Origin of the sequence: Salinimicrobium terrae DSM 17865, assembly GCF_000424665.1 — a bacterium.
Classification (GTDB): domain Bacteria; phylum Bacteroidota; class Bacteroidia; order Flavobacteriales; family Flavobacteriaceae; genus Salinimicrobium; species Salinimicrobium terrae.
Window position 1 is genome coordinate 51,839 of record NZ_AUKI01000004.1, and the last position, 21,196, is coordinate 73,034.

The following is a 21,196-nucleotide window of genomic DNA, read 5'->3' on the forward strand; positions in this document are numbered from 1 at the left end:
AATTGTAAAAAGCTCATTTTTTTAGTATGTTGGTCATAATGTACTCAATTAAACTCGTTTTAAAGTTCCTGGTACTGCCGCTTATTTTGGTAGGTGCCATGGGAAGCTGCGATGAACCTGAAGCTGAAAAATACAATTTTGAAGACTGGCAAAAGATCACTGTTACGGCTTCCGCCTATAATTCCCTTAAGCAGCAGGGAGAAGGTAATCCTTTTATAACGGCCTGGGGAGATTCCCTTAGGCCCGAAGTACAATCAATTGCCGTTTCAAGAGATCTTATTAGAAAAGGATTAAAACATAATACTCCAGTAAAAATTGAAGGTTTTGAAGGAGTTTTTTTTGTAAATGATAAAATGCACCCAAGGTGGAGAAACAAGATCGACATCTATATGGGGCTTGATAAAGAAAAAGCTCTTAAGTGGGGCAGAAGAAAAGTAGAAATAGCTTTTCCCGCCAAAGATGAACCGGGAGGATAAAATTAACTTCAAATGGTACAGGTAACGAAAAAGTACATCAATGAGTTCGTGGATTTTTTTAAGAAGCATGTCTCCAGGAAACATCCAGATTTTCCTTTTTATTTCCTTATTTTCATTGCTTTCCTAGTCTTCGTATTAGGGATTAACCTGTTTGTAGGTTTAACAGAAGAAGTGCAGGGGGAAACTATAGGACACTTTGACGACAGAGTTACAGATTATGTTACCTCCTTTCGAACCCCGGGGCTTAACAACTTCTTTATATTCGTGACAGATCTTGGAGATTTATACGCGTATATTACTATTACTATAATAACCGGTCTATTCTTGTTTTATAAACTGAAAAACAAGAAATTTATTTTACAGCTTATTGGAGTAGTTATCCTTTCCTTTCTTGTAAATCTTGCGCTAAAAGAAGTATTTGACAGGGCAAGACCTGCCCTGGAACATATGGTAGTTATAAAGACCTTGAGCTACCCTAGTGGACATGCCATGAGTGCTATGTCTTATTACGGATTTCTTATCTATATCATCTTCCACATCAAAATGAATAAATTGCTGCGCGGATTCCTCACGGTGTTATTTGTAACCCTGATTTTCTTCATAGGATTAAGTAGAATATATCTGGGAGTTCATTTCCCGTCAGATGTTGTAGGAGGCTTTATTGGTGGCCTAATTTGGGTAGCCTTTTGTGTGGTTCTCTTTAATATAATTGATCTTCTGAGGCAAAGAAAAATACGAAGCAGGGCCGAAGAAGAAGAAAATCTTGAGACAGGTTAATATTTCTTATTTTTTTGTTAGAGTTCTAAAGTTTTTTGATCCGAATCTTTATTTTCGAGTAAATCCAAAAATGAGCCCCAAAATCGTCTACAATTCTACAGCATTTATGGTTGTGGAGTTTATTGTTTTCTATGTTTTTTTCCCCTTTATAGCTAATGCTTTTTTGGATGGGTGGTACAAAATCATCCCTTTAGTGCTTATTGCATTTTTCTTTCTTTTTTTGCTGCTCAAGGATCCTACCTTTGACCGAAATGTACTTACCAGATTCAATAGATATTATCTGTGGAAAAGTGTTCCCAGGATGATCATTATTACGGTTCTGCTTGTGTGGTTTACCTTTTGGATTTTTCCGGAGTTATTCTTTGTATATCCTATAGAGAACTTTAAAAGCTATGTAATAACCTTCTTTTTATATCCTCTGGCGTCAGTTTTTCCGCAGGAGATCATTTACAGGGTCTACTATTTTCACAGGTATCATAAAGTAGTACCCGAAAAGTATCTTTTGATGTTTAGCAACGCAGTAGTCTTTGGTTTGACACACTTCATATATGCCAATTGGGTTGCTCCAATTGCCACCTTTCTTGCAGGCTGGATCTTTATTTATAACTATTACCGAACAAGAAGTCTGCTCAATGTAAGCCTGGAACATTATTTTTATGGTCTCATTATGTTCACCATAGGCTTTGGATACTTCTTCCAATAAAAAACCATTAGATACCCAGGTTGGACAATAGCCACCACAAGATGATGAAAATGATAATGGTGCCAAAGCATCCACACCCGGTTTTACCTCCAAGTTTCCTGGCGCCCCAACCTGCCAACAAGGCTCTAATGATCTTTCTCATTACAATTTTTTATTTTCATTAAAATTAACTGGAAGTGGACTTTTGAGAAGCAAGTTTGGGATACTTTTATAAATCTATTTTTTATTAACTTGAAACAAAAAAGATGAAACATCTAATTTTATTGATCCTTTTCTGCGGAATGGCAGCAACAGGGCAGGAGAATGGTAAAGCTCCTGAAATTAAATTAACGGGATTTAGCCATCCGGAATCTATAATCTATGATGAAGGGACCGAATATTTCTACGTCTCTAACATGGCAGACAGAACAGAAGGAGACGGATTTATTTCAAGAATCTCAAGGAAATGGAAAGATCAGGAGCATAACTGGATCACCGGTTTAAACGATCCCAAGGGATTACTTGTTAAAGGTGACCGACTCTATGTTACCGACGTTACTCAACTTGTGGAAATGGATATCAACTCCGGAGAGATTCTTAGACGAATTCCTGTTGAAGGAGCAGAATCTCTTAATGATCCTGCCATGGATGAAGAAGGAAATATTTTCTTTTCAGATCTGGCCGGTAGTAGCATTTATAAAATGCATGATGGGGGAGAAATTGAAGAGTGGCTTAGTACTCCTGACCTGGAAAGACCTAATGGTTTATTTGTAACCCCTGGTTTTATCCTCGTTGCCGCCTGGGGTGATGATCAAAATGGTAATATTCTCAAAGTGGACCGCACCACAAAAGAGATCAGCAGGATATCAAAGGAAGGGATTGGTAATATGGACGGTATTCAGCCAAAAGGTAACGGAGAATATTATATTTCTGACTGGGCTACTGGAAAGATCTATACCATTGATATGGAGGGAAACCTTAAAGAAGTAATTTCTTCAGAAAAGAGTTCGGGAGATATTCTGTATCTCGAAGATGACAAAAAACTATACCTTCCAATGAACCACCAGAATGAGTTGTGGATTTATAATATGAATTAACTGGATTTAATTTCGTTCATGAGTTGAAATGCCTGATTCACATATTCCTTCTCCAGGAAAATTGTAAAATAATTTGAAGTTGAAATGATCTCGTAAACAGGAATCCCTTCATAAGCCAAAAGCTTAAATATGTAGAAATAAAGTCCTACAGTTTTCGTATTCTTTTCAGGCAACGCAATTGTAATTGATGAAAGCTCTTCAGATATGCTTACGAGCTGCTCATTTTTGAAAATATCCTCGATAACAGTTTGCAGGCTTGTGGACACCAGGAAATTACTTTCCTGGAAGTTACTCGAATAGTTAAGAAAAATACCCGTTTGATCTTTTATTGCATGTAGGAGTTCAGCTTTACGTGCAATAATGTTTTGAGAATTTAGATAAGTATATTCAGTAATCCCCGATCTTACGATCATATCCCCTAATTCCCTGAAATTCTTTGTTGTGAACTTGCTTCTTTTGGGATGGTAACGGCGCAGTGCCATAATTATGGAACCTTGTTTGACCGGTTTTCTCATCTCCTTTTCAACCTGTGGTTGCAAATCGGCAGCCAGGGAGCTGAAGTTTATGATGTTCCGGGCTAAAGCATCATCCAGGAAAGGTTGGTGCTTTATAATATCATGTACGCATGTACTTATTGTCTTCAATGTTAAATAATATACAATTTGTACAAAGGTATAAAAAAGATATCATTTTTTTCAATTCCCGAAGATCATCTTGTAATTATGCAAATCTAACTTGTAGTATGAAGGTTTTAAAATTTGGAGGAACTTCTGTTGGTTCTGCGGAAAGTATCCGCAACGTCAGGGAGATCATCAATAGCCAAAAAGGGCGCAAAATTGTAGTGGTTTCAGCTATGTCTGGAGTCACCAATCAACTTCTGGAAATTTCCGAAGTTTATAATTACGGAAAGGAAGACAAAGGACAGGGATTGATGCTGGAGCTAAAGTTAAAGCACCTGCAACTTATTGAAGAACTTATTGAGAACAAGGAAACTAAAAAAGTTACCCGGAATCTTTTCCATGAATTGTATCACCAACTGGAGGAAACGCTTAAGACCAAGCCGTTTTATGAAGCAGAAGTCATCACTTTCGGTGAGAGCTTCTTAAGTCTTATTTTTTCTCAATATCTTGAAGAACAGGGTGTTTCAAATACACTTTTGGATGCCAAGGACTTTATGCATGTTTCCAACGTAGAAAATCCTGAGATCCAAACTGTTCAAAAACTTTTGAAATCTACTCTGGAACGCGAAGTGACATCGGAAGTTTACGTTACACAAGGTTTTATCAGAATTGATCGTAATAAAAATATTAGCACCTTAAAACGTGGAGGCAGTGATTATACCGCAACTATAATTGGTGCTGCTGTAAATGCCACAGAGGTACAGATCTGGACAGACATTGACGGATTCCACAATAATGATCCCCGATTCGTTGAGAATACAACGGCTCTTACAAGTCTTACATTTGAAGAGGCAGCAGAACTTGCATATTTTGGTGCAAAGATTCTGCACCCCCAAACAGTTTCCCCGGTCAAGGAAAAAGGTATTCCCATATATTTAAAGAATACTTTCACGCCCAATGCCCCCGGTACCTGCATTTCCGACGAACATCATACAATTGGGTTAAAAGCTATTTCAGCCAAAGACGGGATTACTGCTATAAAGATTAAATCTAACCGGATGTTGATGGCACACGGTTTCCTGAAAAAGATTTTTGATGTTTTTGATAAGCACGAAACGGCGATCGACATGATCACCACATCAGAAATTGCCATTTCTCTAACCATTGATGATGCAAGAAACCTCGATAAGATCCTTTCTGAACTTGATGAATATGGAGAGATCACTGTAGATTCAGATCATTCAATTATATGCGTGGTAGGTGAGGGAGTCATTAATGATCATGAGACATTCAGGCTTTTTGAACTGCTAAATGACCTGCCGGTGAGGATGATTTCCTACGGCGGAAGCAGTAACAATATTTCCCTGCTCGTGGATACCACAAATAAAGTACAGGCATTAAAACTGCTGCATCAAAAGCTATTTGAAGTTAAAATATTGAACGCGACCTAGTTGCTCACTTTGAGTTGTTAGTTTATTTGTTTGGAAAGAATCGCTCGTTTTACGGGCGATTCTTATTTTTAGCCTCAATGTATTTTGATAAATATTTTGTGCTCAATAGAGTATGATGCTGTAACATTTGTCCGGTGAAATTTGAGTTTCTGTGCCGCTCCAGTTGCGGTTGTATCTCCTGAAGTTTCTCACGCAGTCTTTCCCGATGCACTACTTCCGAAAATTTTGACTGTAGAATCATAAACCCGTTTTCCTGAGCCTCTCTCCACAGCGATTCATTTTCGTACAACTTTACCGCCGCATCAGCAAAAGCTTCAGGATTATCGGCAATTATGCCATTCCAGGGTAATTCTGCTGCCATACCTTCTGCACCAATAGCCGTTGTGACATTGGGAGTTCCCACCTGCATTGCATCTGTGAATTTACCTTTAATTCCTGCACCAAATCTTAAAGGAGCAAGTAAAATTCTGGATTTTTCAATTTCAGTCCTGGCCGATTCTGCTCTTCCATGGACTAAAAATCCTTCTTTAGTATTATGCTGTTCCCGGATTTGCTGAGGAGTATAGGCGCCGAAAATGTGAATTTTCGCCTCCTTTATCCTTTTTCTGATGAGCGGCCAAATTTCTGTTTTTAATTGAAGTACTGCATCCTTGTTCGGTTCATGCAGAAAATTTCCAATGCTTACAAAATCCTGTCGCTCATTGAACTGAAGAAATCTCTTTTTCTTTTCTTCCGAAATCTCCTTCAGCATAAACGGCAGGTAAAGCAGAAGATGCTCAGGTACTCCAAATGTTCCGGTTAATAAATCCTCTTCAGCGGGGGAAATGATCAGGCTGATATCACAACGGTAAATACTGGCGATCTCCCTTTTAGCAGTATCAGAAAATAGGAGGGAAGGAGTAACTTCTTTGCCGGTTTTAGCCGCTTCCTGCCTGGCTTTCCGCAGAAAGTGCAGATCTTCGGTATCAAGAATCCTGATCGCATGTGGACAAACTTCAGCCACTCTCCATCCAAATTGCTCTTCCATCATAAACCTGTCAAAAATGACAATTTGGGGAGAGATTTTTTTCAGGAAGCTGTCAAAGCTTTCGTTGTTTAGTTCTATCTTTTCGGAAGTAATTCCGAGGGAAGAGAGATCGGCCATAAAGGGAGTTTCTGCAGCTGTGGTGGCGAAAGTAATGGCAAAACCTTCCGCAGAAAAAAATTCCAGCAACTGCATCATTCTTGCACCCGCGGCCGAAGATTGGGGTTCTGGCCACACATAACCTATAACTAATAGCTTCTTTTGAGACATGTCCCAAAATTAACAGGATTTAATACAATTTTTGAATTGTGCGGGTAATTTGTGACCTTTAAGAAAAAGAGAGCTATGAGCCGCGGATTTGTAAAAGAAGAAGACCAGGAGGAAGCGCCGTTTATTCCGCCACGAGCAGCATTACCTGCGGGGGTGATTAATTATGTTACTCCGCAGGGGCACAGGCAACTCCTTGAGGAACGGGAGACCCTGGAAAAGGAGAGAAAGAATCTGGATATTAGCAGTGATAAGGATCGACGACACGCTGCCGCCGTAATCGATGGAAAACTCAATCTATTAAATGAGCGGATTAGTTCAGCAAGAATCCTTGAACCTAAAGAACAGTCCCAGGACGAGGTAAGATTTGGTGCAACAGTTAGTTTCCGACCTCTGGCCGGACCACAAAAAGGTAAAGAACAATCTTTTACAATTGTTGGTGTCGACGAGGCAAATATTAAGGCACGAAAAATAGCATTTTTAGCACCTCTTTCCAAAGCACTTACCGGAAAGAAAGCTGGAGAAACGGCTAGAGTACAAATGGGAGGAGCAATGCAGGAATTGGAGATCCTAAACATCAACTATAAATGATTCAGAAGCATGTTTATATAGTAATGGGCGTCTCTGGGGCTGGAAAAACAACCATTGGTAAATTACTGGCAAAGCAGCTCGAAATTCCCTTTTTTGACGCCGACGATTTTCATCCGGTTGAAAATGTAAAGAAGATGGAATCCGGAGTTGCCTTGAAGGATGATGATCGTGAAGAATGGCTGGAGAATTTGAGTATAAAAATCACCGAATGGCAGGGGAAATATGGTGCTGTTCTGGCATGTTCTGCTTTAAAGGAAAAATACCGGAAGCAGTTACAGGTGCTGCCGCAAGATCATATCACCTGGATCTTTTTGCATTCAGATTATGAAGTCATTCGCGCACGCATTGCCGGCAGAGAAGGACATTATTTTAAGCCTGAACTTCTGCAGTCACAATATGAATCCCTTGAGTTACCGTCTTACGGTATCCATGTAGATGTCGATCAATCTCCTGAACAAATAATAGATGAGATCATGGAAAAAGTAAAAAACAAAGCGGAAATCGGCCTTTTTGGGCTGGGAGTGATGGGGCAGAGTCTGGCCATTAATATGGCTTCCAAAGGCTATAGCGTTTCTGTTTACAATCGACATATTGATAAGATCGAAGTAGATATCGCAAAAAACTTTGTTTCAGAAAATGCCGGATTGAAATTTCAGGGCTATGATAATTTAAAAGCCTTTGTGGAAAGCCTGGAAAAACCCAGAAATATTCTGCTCATGGTCAATGCGGGGAAAGTGGTAGACTTTGTCATTGAAGATTTGCTTCCATACCTGGAAAAGAATGATCTTATTATTGACGGAGGGAATTCCCATTATAAAGATACCATTAGGAGAGAAAAAGATTTAAAGAAGAAGAACATATTGTTCATGGGAGCAGGTGTATCAGGTGGCGAAGAAGGTGCCAGGAAAGGTCCTTCCATCATGCCGGGAGGACCGGAAAACTCCTATAAAAGGGTAGGGCCCATACTTGAGAAAATTGCAGCCAGGGATAAAACCGGAGAGCCTTGCTGTACTTATGTAGGACCCGATGGCGCAGGACATTTTGTGAAAATGGTGCATAACGGAATCGAGTATGGCGAAATGCAGCTCATTGCAGAAACTTATCACCTGTTAAGATTTCACACCAGTGCAAAACCTGACGAAATTGCCGACCTTTTTGAGGAATGGAACCGGGAACTGCAGAGTTACCTGCTTGAAATTTCTGTGGACATACTTCGGAAGAAAGAAAACGGAGAATTATTACTTGATAATATTTTGGATGCAGCCAAGCAAAAAGGCACAGGAGGCTGGTCTACCAATGCTGCTCTGGAACTGGGAGTTCCGCTGGACACTATTAGTGCGGCAGTGATGGCAAGAAATATTTCCGGAATGAAGGAACAGCGTGCCGCTGCTGCAAAATTATATGACCTGAAAACTTCAGAAGGTGAAAATATAAACGAGCTTAAAAGTGCTTTTTTTGAGGCCTATAAAGCCACAAGTATTGTAAATCATGCCATAGGATTTGATCTGCTCACAGCAGCTTCAAAAGAATATCATTGGAATTTAAATCTTTCAGAAATTGCAAGAATCTGGACAAATGGCTGTATTATAAGAAGTAAACTTATGGAAGATTTGGTTGCTAAATTCAATAATTATCAACAGCATCTTTTAATGCAGGAGGAAATTGTTCTGGAAATCTCCAACTTCAGAACATCCCTGCTAAAGGTGGTGGGCAAAGCTTTAGAAGCCGGTTTTCCCGTGCCGGTGATGAGTGCCGCAGCAAATTACCTGCTGAGTTTCACTGTCGAACAATCATCGGCTAATATGATCCAGGCGCAGCGGGATTATTTTGGAGCACATACCTATGAAAGAAAAGACAAAGCAAGAGGTGAATTTTTTCACACCCAATGGCTACAGGAGGAGAAATAACTATTCTGCCGGGGAAAGGATAAATTCCAGGGTATCTACAATATCCCCATATTGGTCGACCTCTATTTCAAATTCCACCTTTTCGGGAGTGGCTTCATATCCTAACTTCCGAAGTTGTGCGGGATCAATTTCTGCAGTGTATGTTCCGGGGGCAAGGCCTAAATAACTAAAATATCCGTCGCCTTCACTCAGTATTTGAGCAGCTTTTTCCCCTTTTTGATCCAGGATGTTAATTAGAATCCTGCCCTGACCACTCGTGGTACCATCCTTGAAATAAACCATTCCACCAATTTCACCCATGACTTCAACAGGAACATATATTTCTTTGAAATGGTTGGGCTGAGTTTTTACCAGGATCTTTGAATTCGGTATTTTCCACGCAATATTGTCCAGACTCAAAGGATCCAATTCCAGAACGAGGTCAATATATGGCTGAAGCTCTGTGATTCGAAGTATTGTTTCCTCCTCGTCATAACTAAGTCTGCCACTTCGGTTCTTAAGTTCAAGGCCCGGAACGCCCGGTTCCATTGGATCTTTGATCCCATTGCGATTTAGGTCCAGGAACGGAATTATTGTAAGTGCAGCTCTGGACATGGCTGTGCGGTTGCTGGCCATCACATACCCGGTATTGTCATCGAGCATCAAACTCCCTCTAGCCGATTGTACAAAGGAGGAATTTCTATTTCCAATTCTTGAGGTGGCCGAAGTTTGAGCAAAATTGAATGCGTAACGTAATCCCACTTCGAAAATATGAGCTTCTCTTAAAAAGTTATTCTCATAGGCGAGGTTAAGAAAGCCCTGCCGAAAAAAAGGACGTTCAATTTCAAGAATTAGATTGTTAAAATTATTTCGGCTAAAGTCATATTGAATTTGCGGAGAAAACAAGAACTTTTGAGGCAAACGATAAGTTTGGGATATGGAGCTATAAATAGTAGGCTCGTCCATCCTGTCATTATACAGCCCATAAGTTGTAAAGTTAGTGCTAATGCCAAAAACTGCACCTGAAAGCAGGAGTTGTGCCGTAGTAAACTCGGTGGTAGGCATAATGATCTGGTTTACACTAAAGCGGCTAAACATGGTGAAATATTTAATACGGATAGGAGTAGAGAGACTAACTTTTCTTTCCTCAAGATAGTTGTAGTTTATTGCCGTTTGATCTTCATCATAGTTTATATAATTAAAGTCTACCTGGAAATTACGGGGGGAACGATAACTTAATAATGCTTCGCCTTTGACCCCGTACATATATTCACCAGAGAACAATAAGCCCGAAGCAATCCTGGCCGAAGAATTTACAAAAGGCATAACCTCTCCACTGGTAACTTCAGAAAGGTACTCAACCCCACCACCAATAGTGATGGCGTTACTAAGACCATAATTCAGGTTGAGCCGGCTAAACCGGTTCCACTCTTCATTTTCTACAACTCCGGCGCTAAGCGTGTATTCCAGTTCATTTTTGGGAACAAAATTATAAGGGATATTGATCACCCTGTCCTCAATTCGCTCTTCTCCCCATGGACCGTAAAAGCGGAGGCTTACTGCTGTATTACCGTACATAAGCGGTACTTCAAAACTGTAGAAACCTGAGGCATCTGCCTCTGTGAAAGCTACCAGCACATTGTTCACATAGAGTTCAACTGTCCAGCGTGGTTCGGTATAATCGCTGAGAAGATAAGTTCCAAAAGACCTTCTGCTTTGAAAAGGACTGTTGGTCACCTGTACTCCGGAAACCGGTGCAAAAAGGGAAGAGGTAGCCCTTGTGAAAATTCGTCCTGCAGTTACCTGTGTAAGATACTTGTTATCATTGTTTACATAACGCCATTGATAAAATTGGTTACGTGATGAAAATGGCAACCTGCTCGAATAATTGAGCATTAAATTGGTTTCCCCTCCGAGGAACATGGTTCCCAGACCGAGCATTAGTCTGTTATCATTTTCAAAACCGGTCTGCTGAGTAGTAACAACACCCCAATCCAAAGTACCGGCTTTAAAGAAAGGATAACGTGGTGGAATCAAAGTATCTGGAACTACGATACCCTTAACCTGGTCCAGATTTTCCCGCATTTTTTGCAGTCGCATTTCTTTGATTACAGGCAGTTCCTTGTCTGTCTCCAGCTCTACGGAAAGGCTTCGGAAGGAGAATTGAGTATCCAGGTCAAAGATATTCCCGAAGTAATCAGCTTTAAGGTATTTTCCGGAAGGAGTGATTAAAACATCATTTTTGGATAAGCTAAAAGTTTCACCCTTGTATGTGATCTCCGGTTGCTGCCAATTGATCATATAGGTGGAATCGGGATGAATGATAAATCCGCTAAGAACTTCCCCATTAGTTTCGTGTTTGATCTTCAAAATGTCAAATATCACTTCCACAGGTAAATAAGCATCTTCCCCTTTAATGGCAATAGGAATTTCAAATGTTCCCAACCTGGAAATGTTCATTTCGACACCCAGTTCATCATATTCCGGCGGAGTTGACTGAGCTGCAATGTTGGAAACCCACAATAACAGGATAACGACAACCAGGAACTGGAAAACGTCAGAACATAAAAGGCGGGAGGAGGAGGGCATTAATTCTGGCTTTCTATTCGTGAATGAAGGTTAGGGTGAAAGTTCCGTTATAGCTCCCCGGGGGTCCGGCATCCTGATTGGGAATATGTAATTTTCCCCCCACAAATACTTCATGAGGATTAGTTGTTGTAATAAAAGTTTGACCGGTGCTAATATCCAGATATAGATCAATGCTTAAAGTGACACTGCTTCCTGAAGGCCCTGAGAGTGAAATGTTGTTGACTGGTTGAATCTGAAGAAGGGTTCCCGGATTAGCATATACGTCAAAAATAGCATAATGGTGAGGACTTCCGAGGTTGAGTAAATAAACATCTGTATCCCCCGTTCGGTCTCCATTGGGACTAACAATCACATTCCCACCAGCATTCCCAACAGTAAAAGCTCCAAAATTGAGACCCTGTGCATTCCGCACCTCGACAGTCACAGGAATAGGCGGATTCTCCTGGGCAACCATTTCAAAAAATGCAGTACTCCAGAGGCTCAAAAAGATTAATAAGAAGAAGTTTTTTTTCGTCATTTCTTAATCTTTAAACATTACTTTTTTAGTTTGACTTTCTTTTTCTGTCTCCAGCGTCACCAGGTAAATTCCCGTAGTCATAATTCCGCTAAACCTGATCTCCTCCTTACCGGTACCAGATTTACTCTGAAGTATTTGTCCCGACATACTACTCAGGATAACTTTTCCCTTGTTATTGTTCAGCAGATTAAGTTTTACCACGATTTCTTTTTTGTGATTGTAAACAATAAAACCTTCCGTGGCAAGGGCAATCTCTGCAGCCGATAATTTCCTGGAGGAAAACACCAATACAAAGCGGTCGTTATTTTCCCCTTTTTGAGAGGTAAAGGAATACTCATGATCGTCATCAAGATCTTTTAGCACCTTCTTTTTATTGTCCCTGAGGTAAATATGAAGTGATGCAAAAATGTTTCTGGTTTCAGAAAGAGTCAGGAGTATTTCACCCGATCTTTCGGTTGAAATTCCCAGGGGAATTTCCACAGTCTCAATCCCGAAACCTGAAACAGCATTGATAGAGAGTTTTTCTTTCTTATTACTCAGGCTGTAAAAACTTGGGACGTCTATAGCCGTATTTAGTAATTTTTGTGCATCTATCTCTTTTTCAAATTCGGGAGTTCCCCCGTTTCTGAAATAGATCACAGTAGCATCTGTTACTTTTTTGTCTTTAAATGCAGCAGTAAGTCTTATTTGTGGGACTTCAGCTTTATTTTGTGTTTTATAATAGGCCTGTTGCGCCTGATTCCCCGTCCTTACAGCATTAGTGAATTGTAAAGTTGCGGTTGAGGAATTATTACCATCAATCGGGTCACTCACTCTCACGAAAAATCCCTGCATGGACGGGATAATACTGGAAGAGCGACCATCTGTAGAAATTCCGTCTACAAAAGAAGTATAGGTTCCAGTGTACCGGTTACCCGCAGTGGCTGTAAAGAAATGAATGGCATTGTCAATTCCGTTTAGGTTAGGAACCATAAGATTCCAGTCAATGGGAGAAGGGTATGGGTTACCCACTAAATTAAAACCATTTGTGTAGGTTCCTGTATTGTTTTGAAGAGCAACCTCTAAAACACCGTTGTTCACCTGTCCTGATAATTGTAAGGTCAAGGGGATGGTTTCTCCACTTGGATTGATCGCATAGCCAATTCCCGGTTGTAAAGCTGAAGCCGAGTCTAAATATTTTTGCCAGCCGGTAAGATCATTTCCTACTGAATCTTTTCTGTTTTCCAGATATTCATAAAGATGAGGAAAACCGGTTTCCGAATTCGTAAGATTAAAATTGGCAGCCAGATTGGCTACAGTAGAATTTTGAAATGGGGTACTAAAGTATTTATAACCAAAGGCATTTGAGAGATAGCGCTGCATTGTTGTAGTACCGGTGACCTGTCCATTTCCGCTGCCATCGATATAGGCAGTTCCCGAAGAATCGGATACCAGAAGCAGGGAGTTACCTGTATCAAATGTTCCCTCTTCCACCTTTAGAGAATTTAAAACACGAATGTTCGCATTGGAAGTAACTCCTGCTGAATTTTTAATGTTGAGATTGAGAACATTATCTTCTGTAAAAGCTCCTGTAAAAAGATTTTGGACTGTGGTTCCTTCCAAAGAGACACTGCCATTTGCAACATTCAAAATTCCGGAGTTTTGAAGGTCCCCGGCCATTCTAATCCAGTTGTTATTAATAATTACTGAAGCTCCGGCTTCTATAGTTAGTTTCCTGGCCAGAGCGTTTGTTGCCCCTGTAAATAAAGAAGGGTAATTTGTTAATCCCGCTGGAATAAGTACATCGATCCCTAAAGTAGGAAGTGTACTGCAGCTCCAGTTGGCGGTATTGTTCCAGTTTGTGTCTACCTGGCCTGTCCAAATTCCGGAAGAGTTGACACTAAGACTAACATTCCGGGAAATAGAAATTTTGCAATTAGAATTATTACCGGCGGCAGGTTTAACAATTACACGGTAAAAGTTTCCTTCATCAGTTAGTGAAACATTAGGAACAGAAAGAGTATTGGAATTGGAACCTATAGGAGTCCAATCTCCATCACCAGTTTTTTCCTGCCATTGATAATTTACATCAGCAATCTCAGCAACATTGAATGTGGCTGTTTGTGAAGGACATACTATTTGACTCGAAATATCACTAAGATCGTAGCAGTTTATATAGTCAATAAGTTCTTCAGGAAAGGTATCCTGATTATCTTCAAAATCCTGTTCACCTCCATAATCGCAGTCTTGGGATTCATCTGGGGTGCTTCCCTCATACCCATCTGTTGTACAGCCAAAATCATCTGGCCAACCGTTCCCGTTTACATCACCTAAAATGTAAATATTTCCATCTTCTATTGTTACGTCACCTTGGTTAGATGAACCACTTTTTGTAAAATTACCATAGACAACTAAGAAACTGGATAAAGATATTTCTACTTGATTTTTAATTTCAAAGTTTCCATAAACAATTACAGCGGCAGAGGAGCCCATAGAAAAACCTACTGATGTATTAGTCATAAAGAAGTTTTCGTGGATAATTAAAGTACCATTAACAACTAATTTTCCACCACCATCAATAGTAAGATTATTAATTTCTATAGTTGATCCTGTGGGAATAACTACAGAATCATTCTGTACCAATACATCTTGCAAAACCACATCATTAATTCCAGGTACAACACCGTCCTGCCATGTATTGGTTTCTATCCAACTACCTGCATTTGCTGTACGGACCTGACTTAACAAGTTCCCCGAAAACAATAAAACGAAAAAGACAAGTGAAAAAGGACTATTTCGTAATGATGTTTTGGCTCCAGACATTTAATTGAGGTCTATATCTGTAGAAGCTAGAATTTTTCCATTTTCTTCGGTGTAAGAAACCCGGAGCTTTCCACTATTGAGATTAACATCTTGTGAATTTCTCAAATCAAAACTGAAATTTCTTTTCTTGTTGGGAGTGTAAACAGAAACTCCTTTTACTATTCCAACCTCAGTTTCATCTCCTTGTGGAGAAATATGATCTACTTGAATGTTGCCATATACCGACATATTTCCCGTACGATTAAGCACCAAAGAAAGTTTTGGGTTTTCATCTTCCCTCTGAAGTTCAATATTCGATAATTCAAGTTGTGTGGTAGATTCCCCCTCACGGATTATTATTGGAATACTAATACCGAAAACCGTTTTGATATTTATGGAAATACCTTCGCTTTCTTCGGCTTCTTCTGTTCCAAGCGCAGTTTGCTCTTCCACAGCCCTAAAATACATATGAGACCGGTATTCTCCCGGCTCAAGGTTTCCTGTACGAGTGACTTGAACCCTGATAGTCTGGGCCTCATTGGGTGCCAGAGTTACACGCCTGGGAAAATATCTGAGAAAATCCTGGGCGAATTGCTGTCCTTCTTCAGGCACTTCAACTTGCTCAAAATTTCCACTCTCTGTCATTTTATAATTGACAAAAGAAATCGCATAAACAGCAGTATCACTACCTGTATTAGCCAGGTTGATCTCCTGTGATCTCTGGGAACCATCGAAGACCAGCCTTTTCGGCATGATCATTAGATCCCCCTGGGCTATGGAAATTTCAGGAAGGGAAAAAAGCAATAATAAAATTGAAAGTGAGAGTAATTTTGTATTCATGCGGGGGCTGAATTTTCTAATTTTTAAACTGAAGCAAATGTAAATAAAAGAAGCCGAGAAAGTTAAAGTTTTCTTAAATCAATTATAGGTAACCGTAACATTAAAACCTGAAGAATTGGTGTAAAATCCTGATGCCTGATTAGCCTCTAGATTTAATCTTGCACCAATCTTTATAATATCAGAAATGAGTCCTTCTTCGGGTTCAACGGTAAATTGATCTATTATTAACTGTTGATCCGGATTATCACTATTAAAAAGCACAAAGGACTCAGGAAAGGTGATAGAGTAATTATTATTTCCGTGAGTTACAATGGCTTCTGCAGGATTCACTGTGCCGGGGAAAGAAGATGAAATCTGCACGCCATTAGCTACTCTTGAACCCTCCGGGGTCAGGATCACAGTACCGGGATTATAGGCACTAATTACATTTCCAAAATCCAGATCTACCGTTTTATCAATTTTAATGGGATCGATGATCGTCACCCGACTTGTAACTGTTGCCGCAGCTGATGTCTGGGCAAAAACCTGGGTAGAGAACAATAAGGAAAATAATATGATTATTATTTTATCCATGGTTGAGTTTAATCACTATAGGTTAGGTTTAATGAGTTGCTTAAAACTAAAAAACGCCGCCACAAGGGCGGCGTTTTCTAATACTGTGTTTTATTTTTTATTCGTAAGCAACCGTTACATCAAATTGACCAGTATAATTTCCAGTAGCTTGACTAGCAGCTACATTTAAAGTAGCCCCTACTCCAAAAGTTTGTGCAGTACCCGAACCTGTTGCATTGCTTGCACCTTCTGCATAAGCATTGTGTTTAAATGTATCTACTGTGATGTCTACAGTTCCATTGCTAAGAGTTGCAGAGGCTGGTAAAGCAACAGTATAATTATAATTATTCGCAGCAGTCACATCAAATGTTGCTGCCGCTGGAGCAGTAGTACCTATTTGAGATAATCCAGAAGCTGTTCCATCTGTAGCAATTATAACAGATCCAGCAGTATTGTTTGAAACCTTACCAAAGTTCAAATCTTGTTTTGCCGTAAGTGAAAGTGGGCTTACAATATCAGCAGCCGCGTTAGCAGTAGCAGTTTGAGCAAATGTTGTTCCAGCGATAAGAGCGAATAAGATAAAAGTAAATTTTTTCATGGTGTAGGTAATTAATGGGTATTATTTTTTACTATTTGGGTTTCTTTTTATTTAACGAGGCAAACATACTCCCTAAGGAAAGCTCCTACAACAAAACTCGATGAGGGTACTGCAAATTCGTTGAAATACACAAAAAGGTTAAAATTTGCCCATTAACAGCCTGAAAATTATCATTTGAAGTAATTAAAGGTGTCTGGAGTTAATGTTATTTGACCGGTAATCCAGTCTTAGAAGTAAATGAATCCTAATATATATTAAGCAATTACCTGAAATGTTACCCCCTTGGGAGCTCCAAAAAATTTATACATACAGGGAAGACTAATTAGCCGACAATCAAAACCCGTTAATTTTTACTCAAAGGAGAAATTTATTTCTTCCAGATATGCTACAGCTGACTAAAATAGATGAAATCAATTACTACCTGGACCAAAACTACAGTCACACCTATAATAATTGCATAATACCCTTTTTTAGCTATAGCTTCAACCGAATTCTCAACTAAGTATCTTATCTTTTGGTTTAATTATGTAACAAAACTGCTTATTAAGCCGGAGCGGCTTAATAATTAATATTCAGATTTATTAATAGGCAGGGATATGAATCTTAAGATAGGGGGCAGTGAATTCTGAGTAAATATGGATTAAAAGCAGGAGTAAGAAAAAATTATTCGTTACACGAAGTGAAAAATCGATAAACTACTTGAAATAAATAAAATTTGGAAGAGGAGAGCAGTAAAATTTTCTACTCGGATCAGTTATAATTTACGGTAATGTTTATTGATGACCGACTGTTGTAAACTCCCGGCATCTGATTTGGGGTAACATTTAAAGTAGCTCCAACTCTAACTACTTTAGATCCTCCACTTAAGCTTTGGCTTTCTCCCAGACTGCTGGTAAAGTCCTTGATGATCATTTTCTCATTCCCATTAAATAAGACATATTCATCTTCGGGAAGAGTGAGAGAAAAAGTAAACCCTTCTTCTCCGGTCACCTCAAAAGAAGCGGCAGAAACAGTAGCGTTATCGGCAAGAGTCACACCACCCGTACTTATCCTGGTATTTTCCGGACTAAGGATTACAGCTCCTCCGGATCTTGCATCCAGGTTAGCAAAATTCATATTAGCAGTAGTGGTAATACCTATAGGTTGAATTATGGTAGCCGAGGCAGTAAAAGAAGCTGTGGCACTGGCTTGCCCATAGGTCTTGCCGGCCAGGAAAAACAGTATTATATTAAAACAGATTAAAAAAATTTTCACTTCAATTTTCTTCTAAATCAATATTAAGGAAATTTTTAGAATAAATTAGATGAAAGGCATAATAGTATCGATGAAATACACAAAGCCTCTTAACTATAACGGTATAATCTCAAATTCAACTACTTACTGAATTTAAGGATCTTTTATATATTTAGGACAAATTTTATTTAATGAGCAACACATATACTACCAATCTGGAACTTTCAAAAATAGATCTTGGATTGTTGATCCTGAGACTTGGTGCTGCCGGTCTAATGCTAACCCATGGCTTTCCTAAGCTTATGAATTTATTTGGAAGTGAAGAAATAGTTTTTGCAGATCCGTTTGGCTTAGGTATGGGAACCAGCTTAGCTTTGGTAGTTTTTGCAGAATTTGTTTGCTCAATTCTGGTTATTCTCGGCTTAGGAACCCGTTTAGCAGTAATTCCATTAATGATCACAATGTTTGTTGCTGCTTTTATTATTCATGCCTCCGATCCTTTTCAGCGTAAAGAGATGGCAATATTGTATTTGCTGATTTTCACGGTGCTTTTGATTACCGGTGCGGGAAAACATTCCTTGGATTTTTACTGGTTGAGGAAAAACAAATAGATCGGGAATATTTTTCAATTCGTTCGAAACCTCTTCTCCCGTAGTGGGTTTTGATCTTTTAATAATTTTTTGGGAGATCAAATTTTCTTTTCCTGCTATCTTTTAAGCATGAATAAAGGAAGACGTAATTTTTTAAAAAATTCGGGTTTATTTACTGCCGCCGGATTTCTTCCACTGGAGTTTACTTTCCTAAACAATTTTTTAGATGTTACGGACTTTGACCCGGAAACTTCTTTTCTAATTAAAAACGCTCATATTATAAGTATGGATGAGCAGGTGGGAGATCTTGAAGATGCTTCTATCCTGGTCATGAATGGCGGGATATCACAAATAGGCAGCAATATAGTTCCTCCAGAAGGCATTATGGTAATTGATGGTTCCGGAGCGATTGTAATGCCCGGGCTCATTGATTGCCACTGGCACCTCTGGACCTCATTGCTACGAAGTATGGCAGGATACAGTGAAGGACAGGGATATTTTCCTATGACCGCTGCTTATTCAAAGTATTATACGAAAGAGGATATGGAACTGGCTGCCCGCTATGCTGCTGCTGAAGCCATTAATTCCGGTATTACCTGTCTTAGTGATTTCAACCACAATGCCAGAAAACCCTCCTTTGTAATGGCTAGCTGTAATGCCTTAGCCGAGGCTGGTATTCGTGCCCAGGTGCTCTATGGTGGATATCGCGATCAGCCTGGTAGTGAAGCTACACATTTCGGTGGGATAAGGGAAGTTCTTCAGGAAATTCGTGGAAACGAAAAATATAAACTTTTAGAGCTTGGTTTGGGATCCCGGGGTACGGGATATGAAAATCTTGCTGAAGATTGGGAAAAAGCACGGGACCTAAACATGGGAATCGCAATACACGCAAGTTCTGTTGAAGCACAAAAAGGGCAAATTCAGCACTTGGCGGATAAAAGACTATTGGGAAAAGATGTGAATATTATTCACGGAAATGCTATTACTTCTTCTGAAATCCAACTCCTGAAAGAGACCGATACCAGCCTCACCATGACTCCTTATTCTGAAATGCGGATAGGATATGGATTTCCACCGGTCAACAGGTTGTATTCTGCCGGAGTAAATCTGGCAGTAGGAGTGGATACCACCCCGCTTTCCGGAAATGCCGATCTCTTTTCTGTAATGAAACTTCTTTTGAACCTGGCTAATGCTGAAGCTAAAGAGGAATTTTATATGAAACCTTCCGAAGTTATTAAAATGGCGACTATAAACGGAGCGCATGCTTTAGGAATGGGTCATATTACCGGCAGCCTTACGCCCGGAAAACGAGCCGATCTCATCATGTTAAGGAAAGATGATCTGAATTTTTCTACAGGGAATCAGCCTAAAAGTCTGATAGTTGAGGCTGCTCAGCCAATGAATGTGGATTTGGTGGCTGTAAACGGCAAGATCCTCAAAAAAGATGGACGTTTAACAAACCTCGATTCTGAAAAATTAATTTCAGAAGCAAAGGTCGCATTCCAGAGGTTAAAACGTGCGGTGGCCAATAGTAAATAAAAAAGGCTGCCCAACCGGACAGCCTTCTAAAATCATTTAAACCAGATTTTAATCATTGGATTGGTCTAAGGGCTGTGCTGCAGCCGATTGATTTGAGTCTAACAAAGCAAGGAATTTATCAAGATTTGGAAGGATAACAATTTTGGTTCTCCTGTTCAAAGCCCTGTTCTCCTTAGTATCATTGTCGGCAACAGGTTGATAGCTGCTGCGTCCTGCTGCGATAAGCTTCTCAGGTTCTACGTTAAACCTATCCTGAAGCAATCTTACGATAGCAGTAGCTCTTCTTACACTAAGTTCCCAGTTATCCTGGATGTAAGAGTTCTCTACCATAGTTTGAGAGTCGGTATGACCTTCTATCATAACCTCCATGGCCGGTTCAGAATTAATCACTTCTGCCAGTTTTTCAAGTAGGGGGTAGGCGTCGCGACTCACTCTGTGACTTCCGCTATTAAAAAGCAATTTGTCAGAAACATTGATCATCACTACTGTTTCATCAACTGTAATGTCAATATCTTCTGAACTTCCACTGCTTATTTGGCTTTCCAGATTGTAGGCCACCGCGAGATTTATCGAATCCTCAAGGGTTTCAGCCTCAGCAAGTAGCACGGGATCAATCCTTGTAAGGGTTTCCCTCATCTTTTGCTTGTTAGCTCTGGACATAACCGTTAAATCATTCATTTCCAGCATTTGATCATTTTCCTCGGTCAAAGAGGAAATTCTGGCGTTGTAATCTGCTACCCGTTGTTCTATGGCATTTAATCTTTCCTCAAGTCTTTCTTTTTCTACTTGAGTTTGTTGTAGATTACTTCGGGTGTTATTGTAATCTTCCTCAAGTGCCACATATTTCTTTTTCGAAACACAAGATGTCAGCATTGTTGCTGCCAGTACCGTTACGGCAAGAGTTTTTTTCATGATTTTTAATTTTAGTTTTAAATGTTCAAGCTTACGATTTAGAGCTTTGGACATAAAAAACGGTTTATTGAAGTCGAAATTATAGAAAACCCTTTTTCAGCTCCCCATTTTTAACGTAAGATTATTAGTTACCTTTGCCTGTTGCTAAATTATTCCTAATAAAATGGCTGCTTG

General features: G+C 39.7%; 20 protein-coding genes. 9 read left to right on the forward strand and 11 right to left on the reverse strand.

The window, feature by feature from the left end; all coding sequences use genetic code 11:
* Positions 1 to 38: 38 nt before the first annotated feature.
* From H148_RS0101795 to H148_RS0101805, 3 genes are all read left to right on the forward strand, one after another.
* The gene (locus H148_RS0101795) at positions 39 to 476 is read left to right on the forward strand and encodes a 3D domain-containing protein (RefSeq protein WP_245583371.1); all 438 of its coding nucleotides are present in this window, start codon (positions 39 to 41) and stop codon (positions 474 to 476) included.
* A 12-nt stretch (positions 477 to 488) separates the two neighbouring features.
* Entirely contained in the window at positions 489 to 1,253 is a 765-nt protein-coding gene (locus H148_RS17025; protein ID WP_037324496.1) for a phosphatase PAP2 family protein, read from the forward strand.
* Positions 1,254 to 1,323: 70 nt separating this feature from the next.
* Complete coding sequence (locus tag H148_RS0101805) at positions 1,324 to 1,956, forward strand: CPBP family glutamic-type intramembrane protease (protein WP_051286117.1); 633 nt, start codon at positions 1,324 to 1,326, stop codon at positions 1,954 to 1,956.
* Between the two features lie 7 nt (positions 1,957 to 1,963).
* Here the strand turns inward: H148_RS0101805 and H148_RS18935 are convergent, their stop codons facing one another.
* The gene (locus H148_RS18935) at positions 1,964 to 2,098 is read right to left on the reverse strand and encodes a hypothetical protein (protein WP_281169087.1); all 135 of its coding nucleotides are present in this window, start codon (positions 2,096 to 2,098) and stop codon (positions 1,964 to 1,966) included.
* Between the two features lie 103 nt (positions 2,099 to 2,201).
* Here H148_RS18935 and H148_RS0101810 point away from each other — a divergent pair, with 103 nt between their 5' ends.
* Positions 2,202 to 3,032: an NHL repeat-containing protein gene (locus tag H148_RS0101810; protein ID WP_029033272.1), complete on the forward strand. Its 831-nt coding sequence runs from the start codon at positions 2,202 to 2,204 to the stop codon at positions 3,030 to 3,032.
* Here the strand turns inward: H148_RS0101810 and H148_RS0101815 are convergent.
* Positions 3,029 to 3,676 carry a hypothetical protein gene (locus tag H148_RS0101815; RefSeq protein WP_029033273.1) on the reverse strand — a complete coding sequence of 216 codons (648 nt, stop codon included), beginning with the start codon at positions 3,674 to 3,676 and terminating at the stop codon, positions 3,029 to 3,031. The genes H148_RS0101810 and H148_RS0101815 overlap by 4 nt on opposite strands.
* A 98-nt stretch (positions 3,677 to 3,774) precedes the next feature.
* Here H148_RS0101815 and H148_RS0101820 point away from each other — a divergent pair, with 98 nt between their 5' ends.
* On the forward strand, positions 3,775 to 5,103 hold the full coding sequence (locus H148_RS0101820) for an aspartate kinase (protein ID WP_029033274.1): 1,329 nt from the start codon (positions 3,775 to 3,777) through the stop codon (positions 5,101 to 5,103).
* A gap of 49 nt (positions 5,104 to 5,152) precedes the next feature.
* On the opposite strand, the gene H148_RS0101825 is transcribed toward H148_RS0101820, so the two are convergent.
* A complete protein-coding gene (locus H148_RS0101825) occupies positions 5,153 to 6,397 on the reverse strand; it encodes a glycosyltransferase (RefSeq protein WP_029033275.1) in 1,245 nt (414 codons plus the stop codon).
* 75 nt (positions 6,398 to 6,472) lie between these two features.
* On the opposite strand from H148_RS0101825, the gene H148_RS0101830 reads away from it, so the two are divergent.
* Together H148_RS0101830 and gndA are read left to right on the forward strand one after the other, a co-directional pair.
* Positions 6,473 to 6,985 (forward strand): GreA/GreB family elongation factor, encoded by a 513-nt coding sequence (locus H148_RS0101830; protein WP_029033276.1) that lies wholly within the window; start codon positions 6,473 to 6,475, stop codon positions 6,983 to 6,985.
* Complete coding sequence (gene gndA / locus H148_RS0101835; protein WP_037324499.1) at positions 6,982 to 8,892, forward strand: NADP-dependent phosphogluconate dehydrogenase; 1,911 nt, start codon at positions 6,982 to 6,984, stop codon at positions 8,890 to 8,892. Before H148_RS0101830 ends, gndA begins: the two co-directional genes overlap by 4 nt.
* Here the strand turns inward: gndA and H148_RS0101840 are convergent, their stop codons facing one another.
* The 7 genes from H148_RS0101840 to H148_RS0101870 form a co-directional block, all read right to left on the reverse strand.
* Complete coding sequence (locus H148_RS0101840) at positions 8,893 to 11,460, reverse strand: hypothetical protein (RefSeq protein WP_029033278.1); 2,568 nt, start codon at positions 11,458 to 11,460, stop codon at positions 8,893 to 8,895.
* 13 nt (positions 11,461 to 11,473) lie between these two features.
* A complete protein-coding gene (locus tag H148_RS0101845) occupies positions 11,474 to 11,977 on the reverse strand; it encodes a DUF4402 domain-containing protein (RefSeq protein WP_083961534.1) in 504 nt (167 codons plus the stop codon).
* A 3-nt stretch (positions 11,978 to 11,980) separates the two neighbouring features.
* Positions 11,981 to 14,779, reverse strand: coding sequence for a T9SS type A sorting domain-containing protein (locus H148_RS0101850; RefSeq protein WP_083961536.1), 2,799 nt, complete (start codon positions 14,777 to 14,779; stop codon positions 11,981 to 11,983).
* Positions 14,780 to 15,598, reverse strand: a complete 819-nt coding sequence (locus tag H148_RS0101855; RefSeq protein ID WP_029033281.1) for a fimbrial biogenesis chaperone — start codon at positions 15,596 to 15,598, stop codon at positions 14,780 to 14,782.
* A 78-nt stretch (positions 15,599 to 15,676) separates the two neighbouring features.
* Positions 15,677 to 16,171, reverse strand: a complete 495-nt coding sequence (locus H148_RS0101860; RefSeq protein ID WP_029033282.1) for a DUF4402 domain-containing protein — start codon at positions 16,169 to 16,171, stop codon at positions 15,677 to 15,679.
* A 97-nt stretch (positions 16,172 to 16,268) separates the two neighbouring features.
* Complete coding sequence (locus H148_RS0101865; protein ID WP_029033283.1) at positions 16,269 to 16,748, reverse strand: DUF4402 domain-containing protein; 480 nt, start codon at positions 16,746 to 16,748, stop codon at positions 16,269 to 16,271.
* Between the two features lie 750 nt (positions 16,749 to 17,498).
* A complete protein-coding gene (locus H148_RS0101870; protein ID WP_245583372.1) occupies positions 17,499 to 18,002 on the reverse strand; it encodes a DUF4402 domain-containing protein in 504 nt (167 codons plus the stop codon).
* A gap of 170 nt (positions 18,003 to 18,172) precedes the next feature.
* On the opposite strand from H148_RS0101870, the gene H148_RS0101875 reads away from it, so the two are divergent.
* Positions 18,173 to 18,592, forward strand: coding sequence for a DoxX family protein (locus H148_RS0101875; protein WP_029033285.1), 420 nt, complete (start codon positions 18,173 to 18,175; stop codon positions 18,590 to 18,592).
* Between the two features lie 108 nt (positions 18,593 to 18,700).
* Positions 18,701 to 20,110 carry an amidohydrolase family protein gene (locus H148_RS0101880; protein ID WP_029033286.1) on the forward strand — a complete coding sequence of 470 codons (1,410 nt, stop codon included), beginning with the start codon at positions 18,701 to 18,703 and terminating at the stop codon, positions 20,108 to 20,110.
* A 48-nt stretch (positions 20,111 to 20,158) separates the two neighbouring features.
* Here H148_RS0101880 and H148_RS0101885 read toward each other — a convergent pair whose 3' ends face one another.
* Entirely contained in the window at positions 20,159 to 21,022 is an 864-nt protein-coding gene (locus H148_RS0101885) for an OmpA/MotB family protein (RefSeq protein ID WP_029033287.1), read from the reverse strand.
* Between the last annotated feature and the right edge of the window lie 174 nt (positions 21,023 to 21,196).

What these genes read in the sequence shown, in the direction of transcription:
- H148_RS0101795 (WP_245583371.1), top strand. Translation starts at nt 39, where the DNA reads ATGTACTCAATTAAACTCGTTTTAAAGTTCCTGGTACTGCCGCTTATT.
- H148_RS17025 (WP_037324496.1), top strand. Translation starts at nt 489, where the DNA reads ATGGTACAGGTAACGAAAAAGTACATCAATGAGTTCGTGGATTTTTTT.
- H148_RS0101805 (WP_051286117.1), top strand. Translation starts at nt 1,324, where the DNA reads ATGAGCCCCAAAATCGTCTACAATTCTACAGCATTTATGGTTGTGGAG.
- H148_RS18935 (WP_281169087.1), bottom strand. Translation starts at nt 2,098, where the DNA reads ATGAGAAAGATCATTAGAGCCTTGTTGGCAGGTTGGGGCGCCAGGAAA.
- H148_RS0101810 (WP_029033272.1), top strand. Translation starts at nt 2,202, where the DNA reads ATGAAACATCTAATTTTATTGATCCTTTTCTGCGGAATGGCAGCAACA.
- H148_RS0101820 (WP_029033274.1), top strand. Translation starts at nt 3,775, where the DNA reads ATGAAGGTTTTAAAATTTGGAGGAACTTCTGTTGGTTCTGCGGAAAGT.
- H148_RS0101825 (WP_029033275.1), bottom strand. Translation starts at nt 6,397, where the DNA reads ATGTCTCAAAAGAAGCTATTAGTTATAGGTTATGTGTGGCCAGAACCC.
- H148_RS0101830 (WP_029033276.1), top strand. Translation starts at nt 6,473, where the DNA reads ATGAGCCGCGGATTTGTAAAAGAAGAAGACCAGGAGGAAGCGCCGTTT.
- gndA (WP_037324499.1), top strand. Translation starts at nt 6,982, where the DNA reads ATGATTCAGAAGCATGTTTATATAGTAATGGGCGTCTCTGGGGCTGGA.
- H148_RS0101840 (WP_029033278.1), bottom strand. Translation starts at nt 11,460, where the DNA reads ATGCCCTCCTCCTCCCGCCTTTTATGTTCTGACGTTTTCCAGTTCCTG.
- H148_RS0101845 (WP_083961534.1), bottom strand. Translation starts at nt 11,977, where the DNA reads ATGACGAAAAAAAACTTCTTCTTATTAATCTTTTTGAGCCTCTGGAGT.
- H148_RS0101850 (WP_083961536.1), bottom strand. Translation starts at nt 14,779, where the DNA reads ATGTCTGGAGCCAAAACATCATTACGAAATAGTCCTTTTTCACTTGTC.
- H148_RS0101855 (WP_029033281.1), bottom strand. Translation starts at nt 15,598, where the DNA reads ATGAATACAAAATTACTCTCACTTTCAATTTTATTATTGCTTTTTTCC.
- H148_RS0101860 (WP_029033282.1), bottom strand. Translation starts at nt 16,171, where the DNA reads ATGGATAAAATAATAATCATATTATTTTCCTTATTGTTCTCTACCCAG.
- H148_RS0101865 (WP_029033283.1), bottom strand. Translation starts at nt 16,748, where the DNA reads ATGAAAAAATTTACTTTTATCTTATTCGCTCTTATCGCTGGAACAACA.
- H148_RS0101875 (WP_029033285.1), top strand. Translation starts at nt 18,173, where the DNA reads ATGAGCAACACATATACTACCAATCTGGAACTTTCAAAAATAGATCTT.
- H148_RS0101880 (WP_029033286.1), top strand. Translation starts at nt 18,701, where the DNA reads ATGAATAAAGGAAGACGTAATTTTTTAAAAAATTCGGGTTTATTTACT.
- H148_RS0101885 (WP_029033287.1), bottom strand. Translation starts at nt 21,022, where the DNA reads ATGAAAAAAACTCTTGCCGTAACGGTACTGGCAGCAACAATGCTGACA.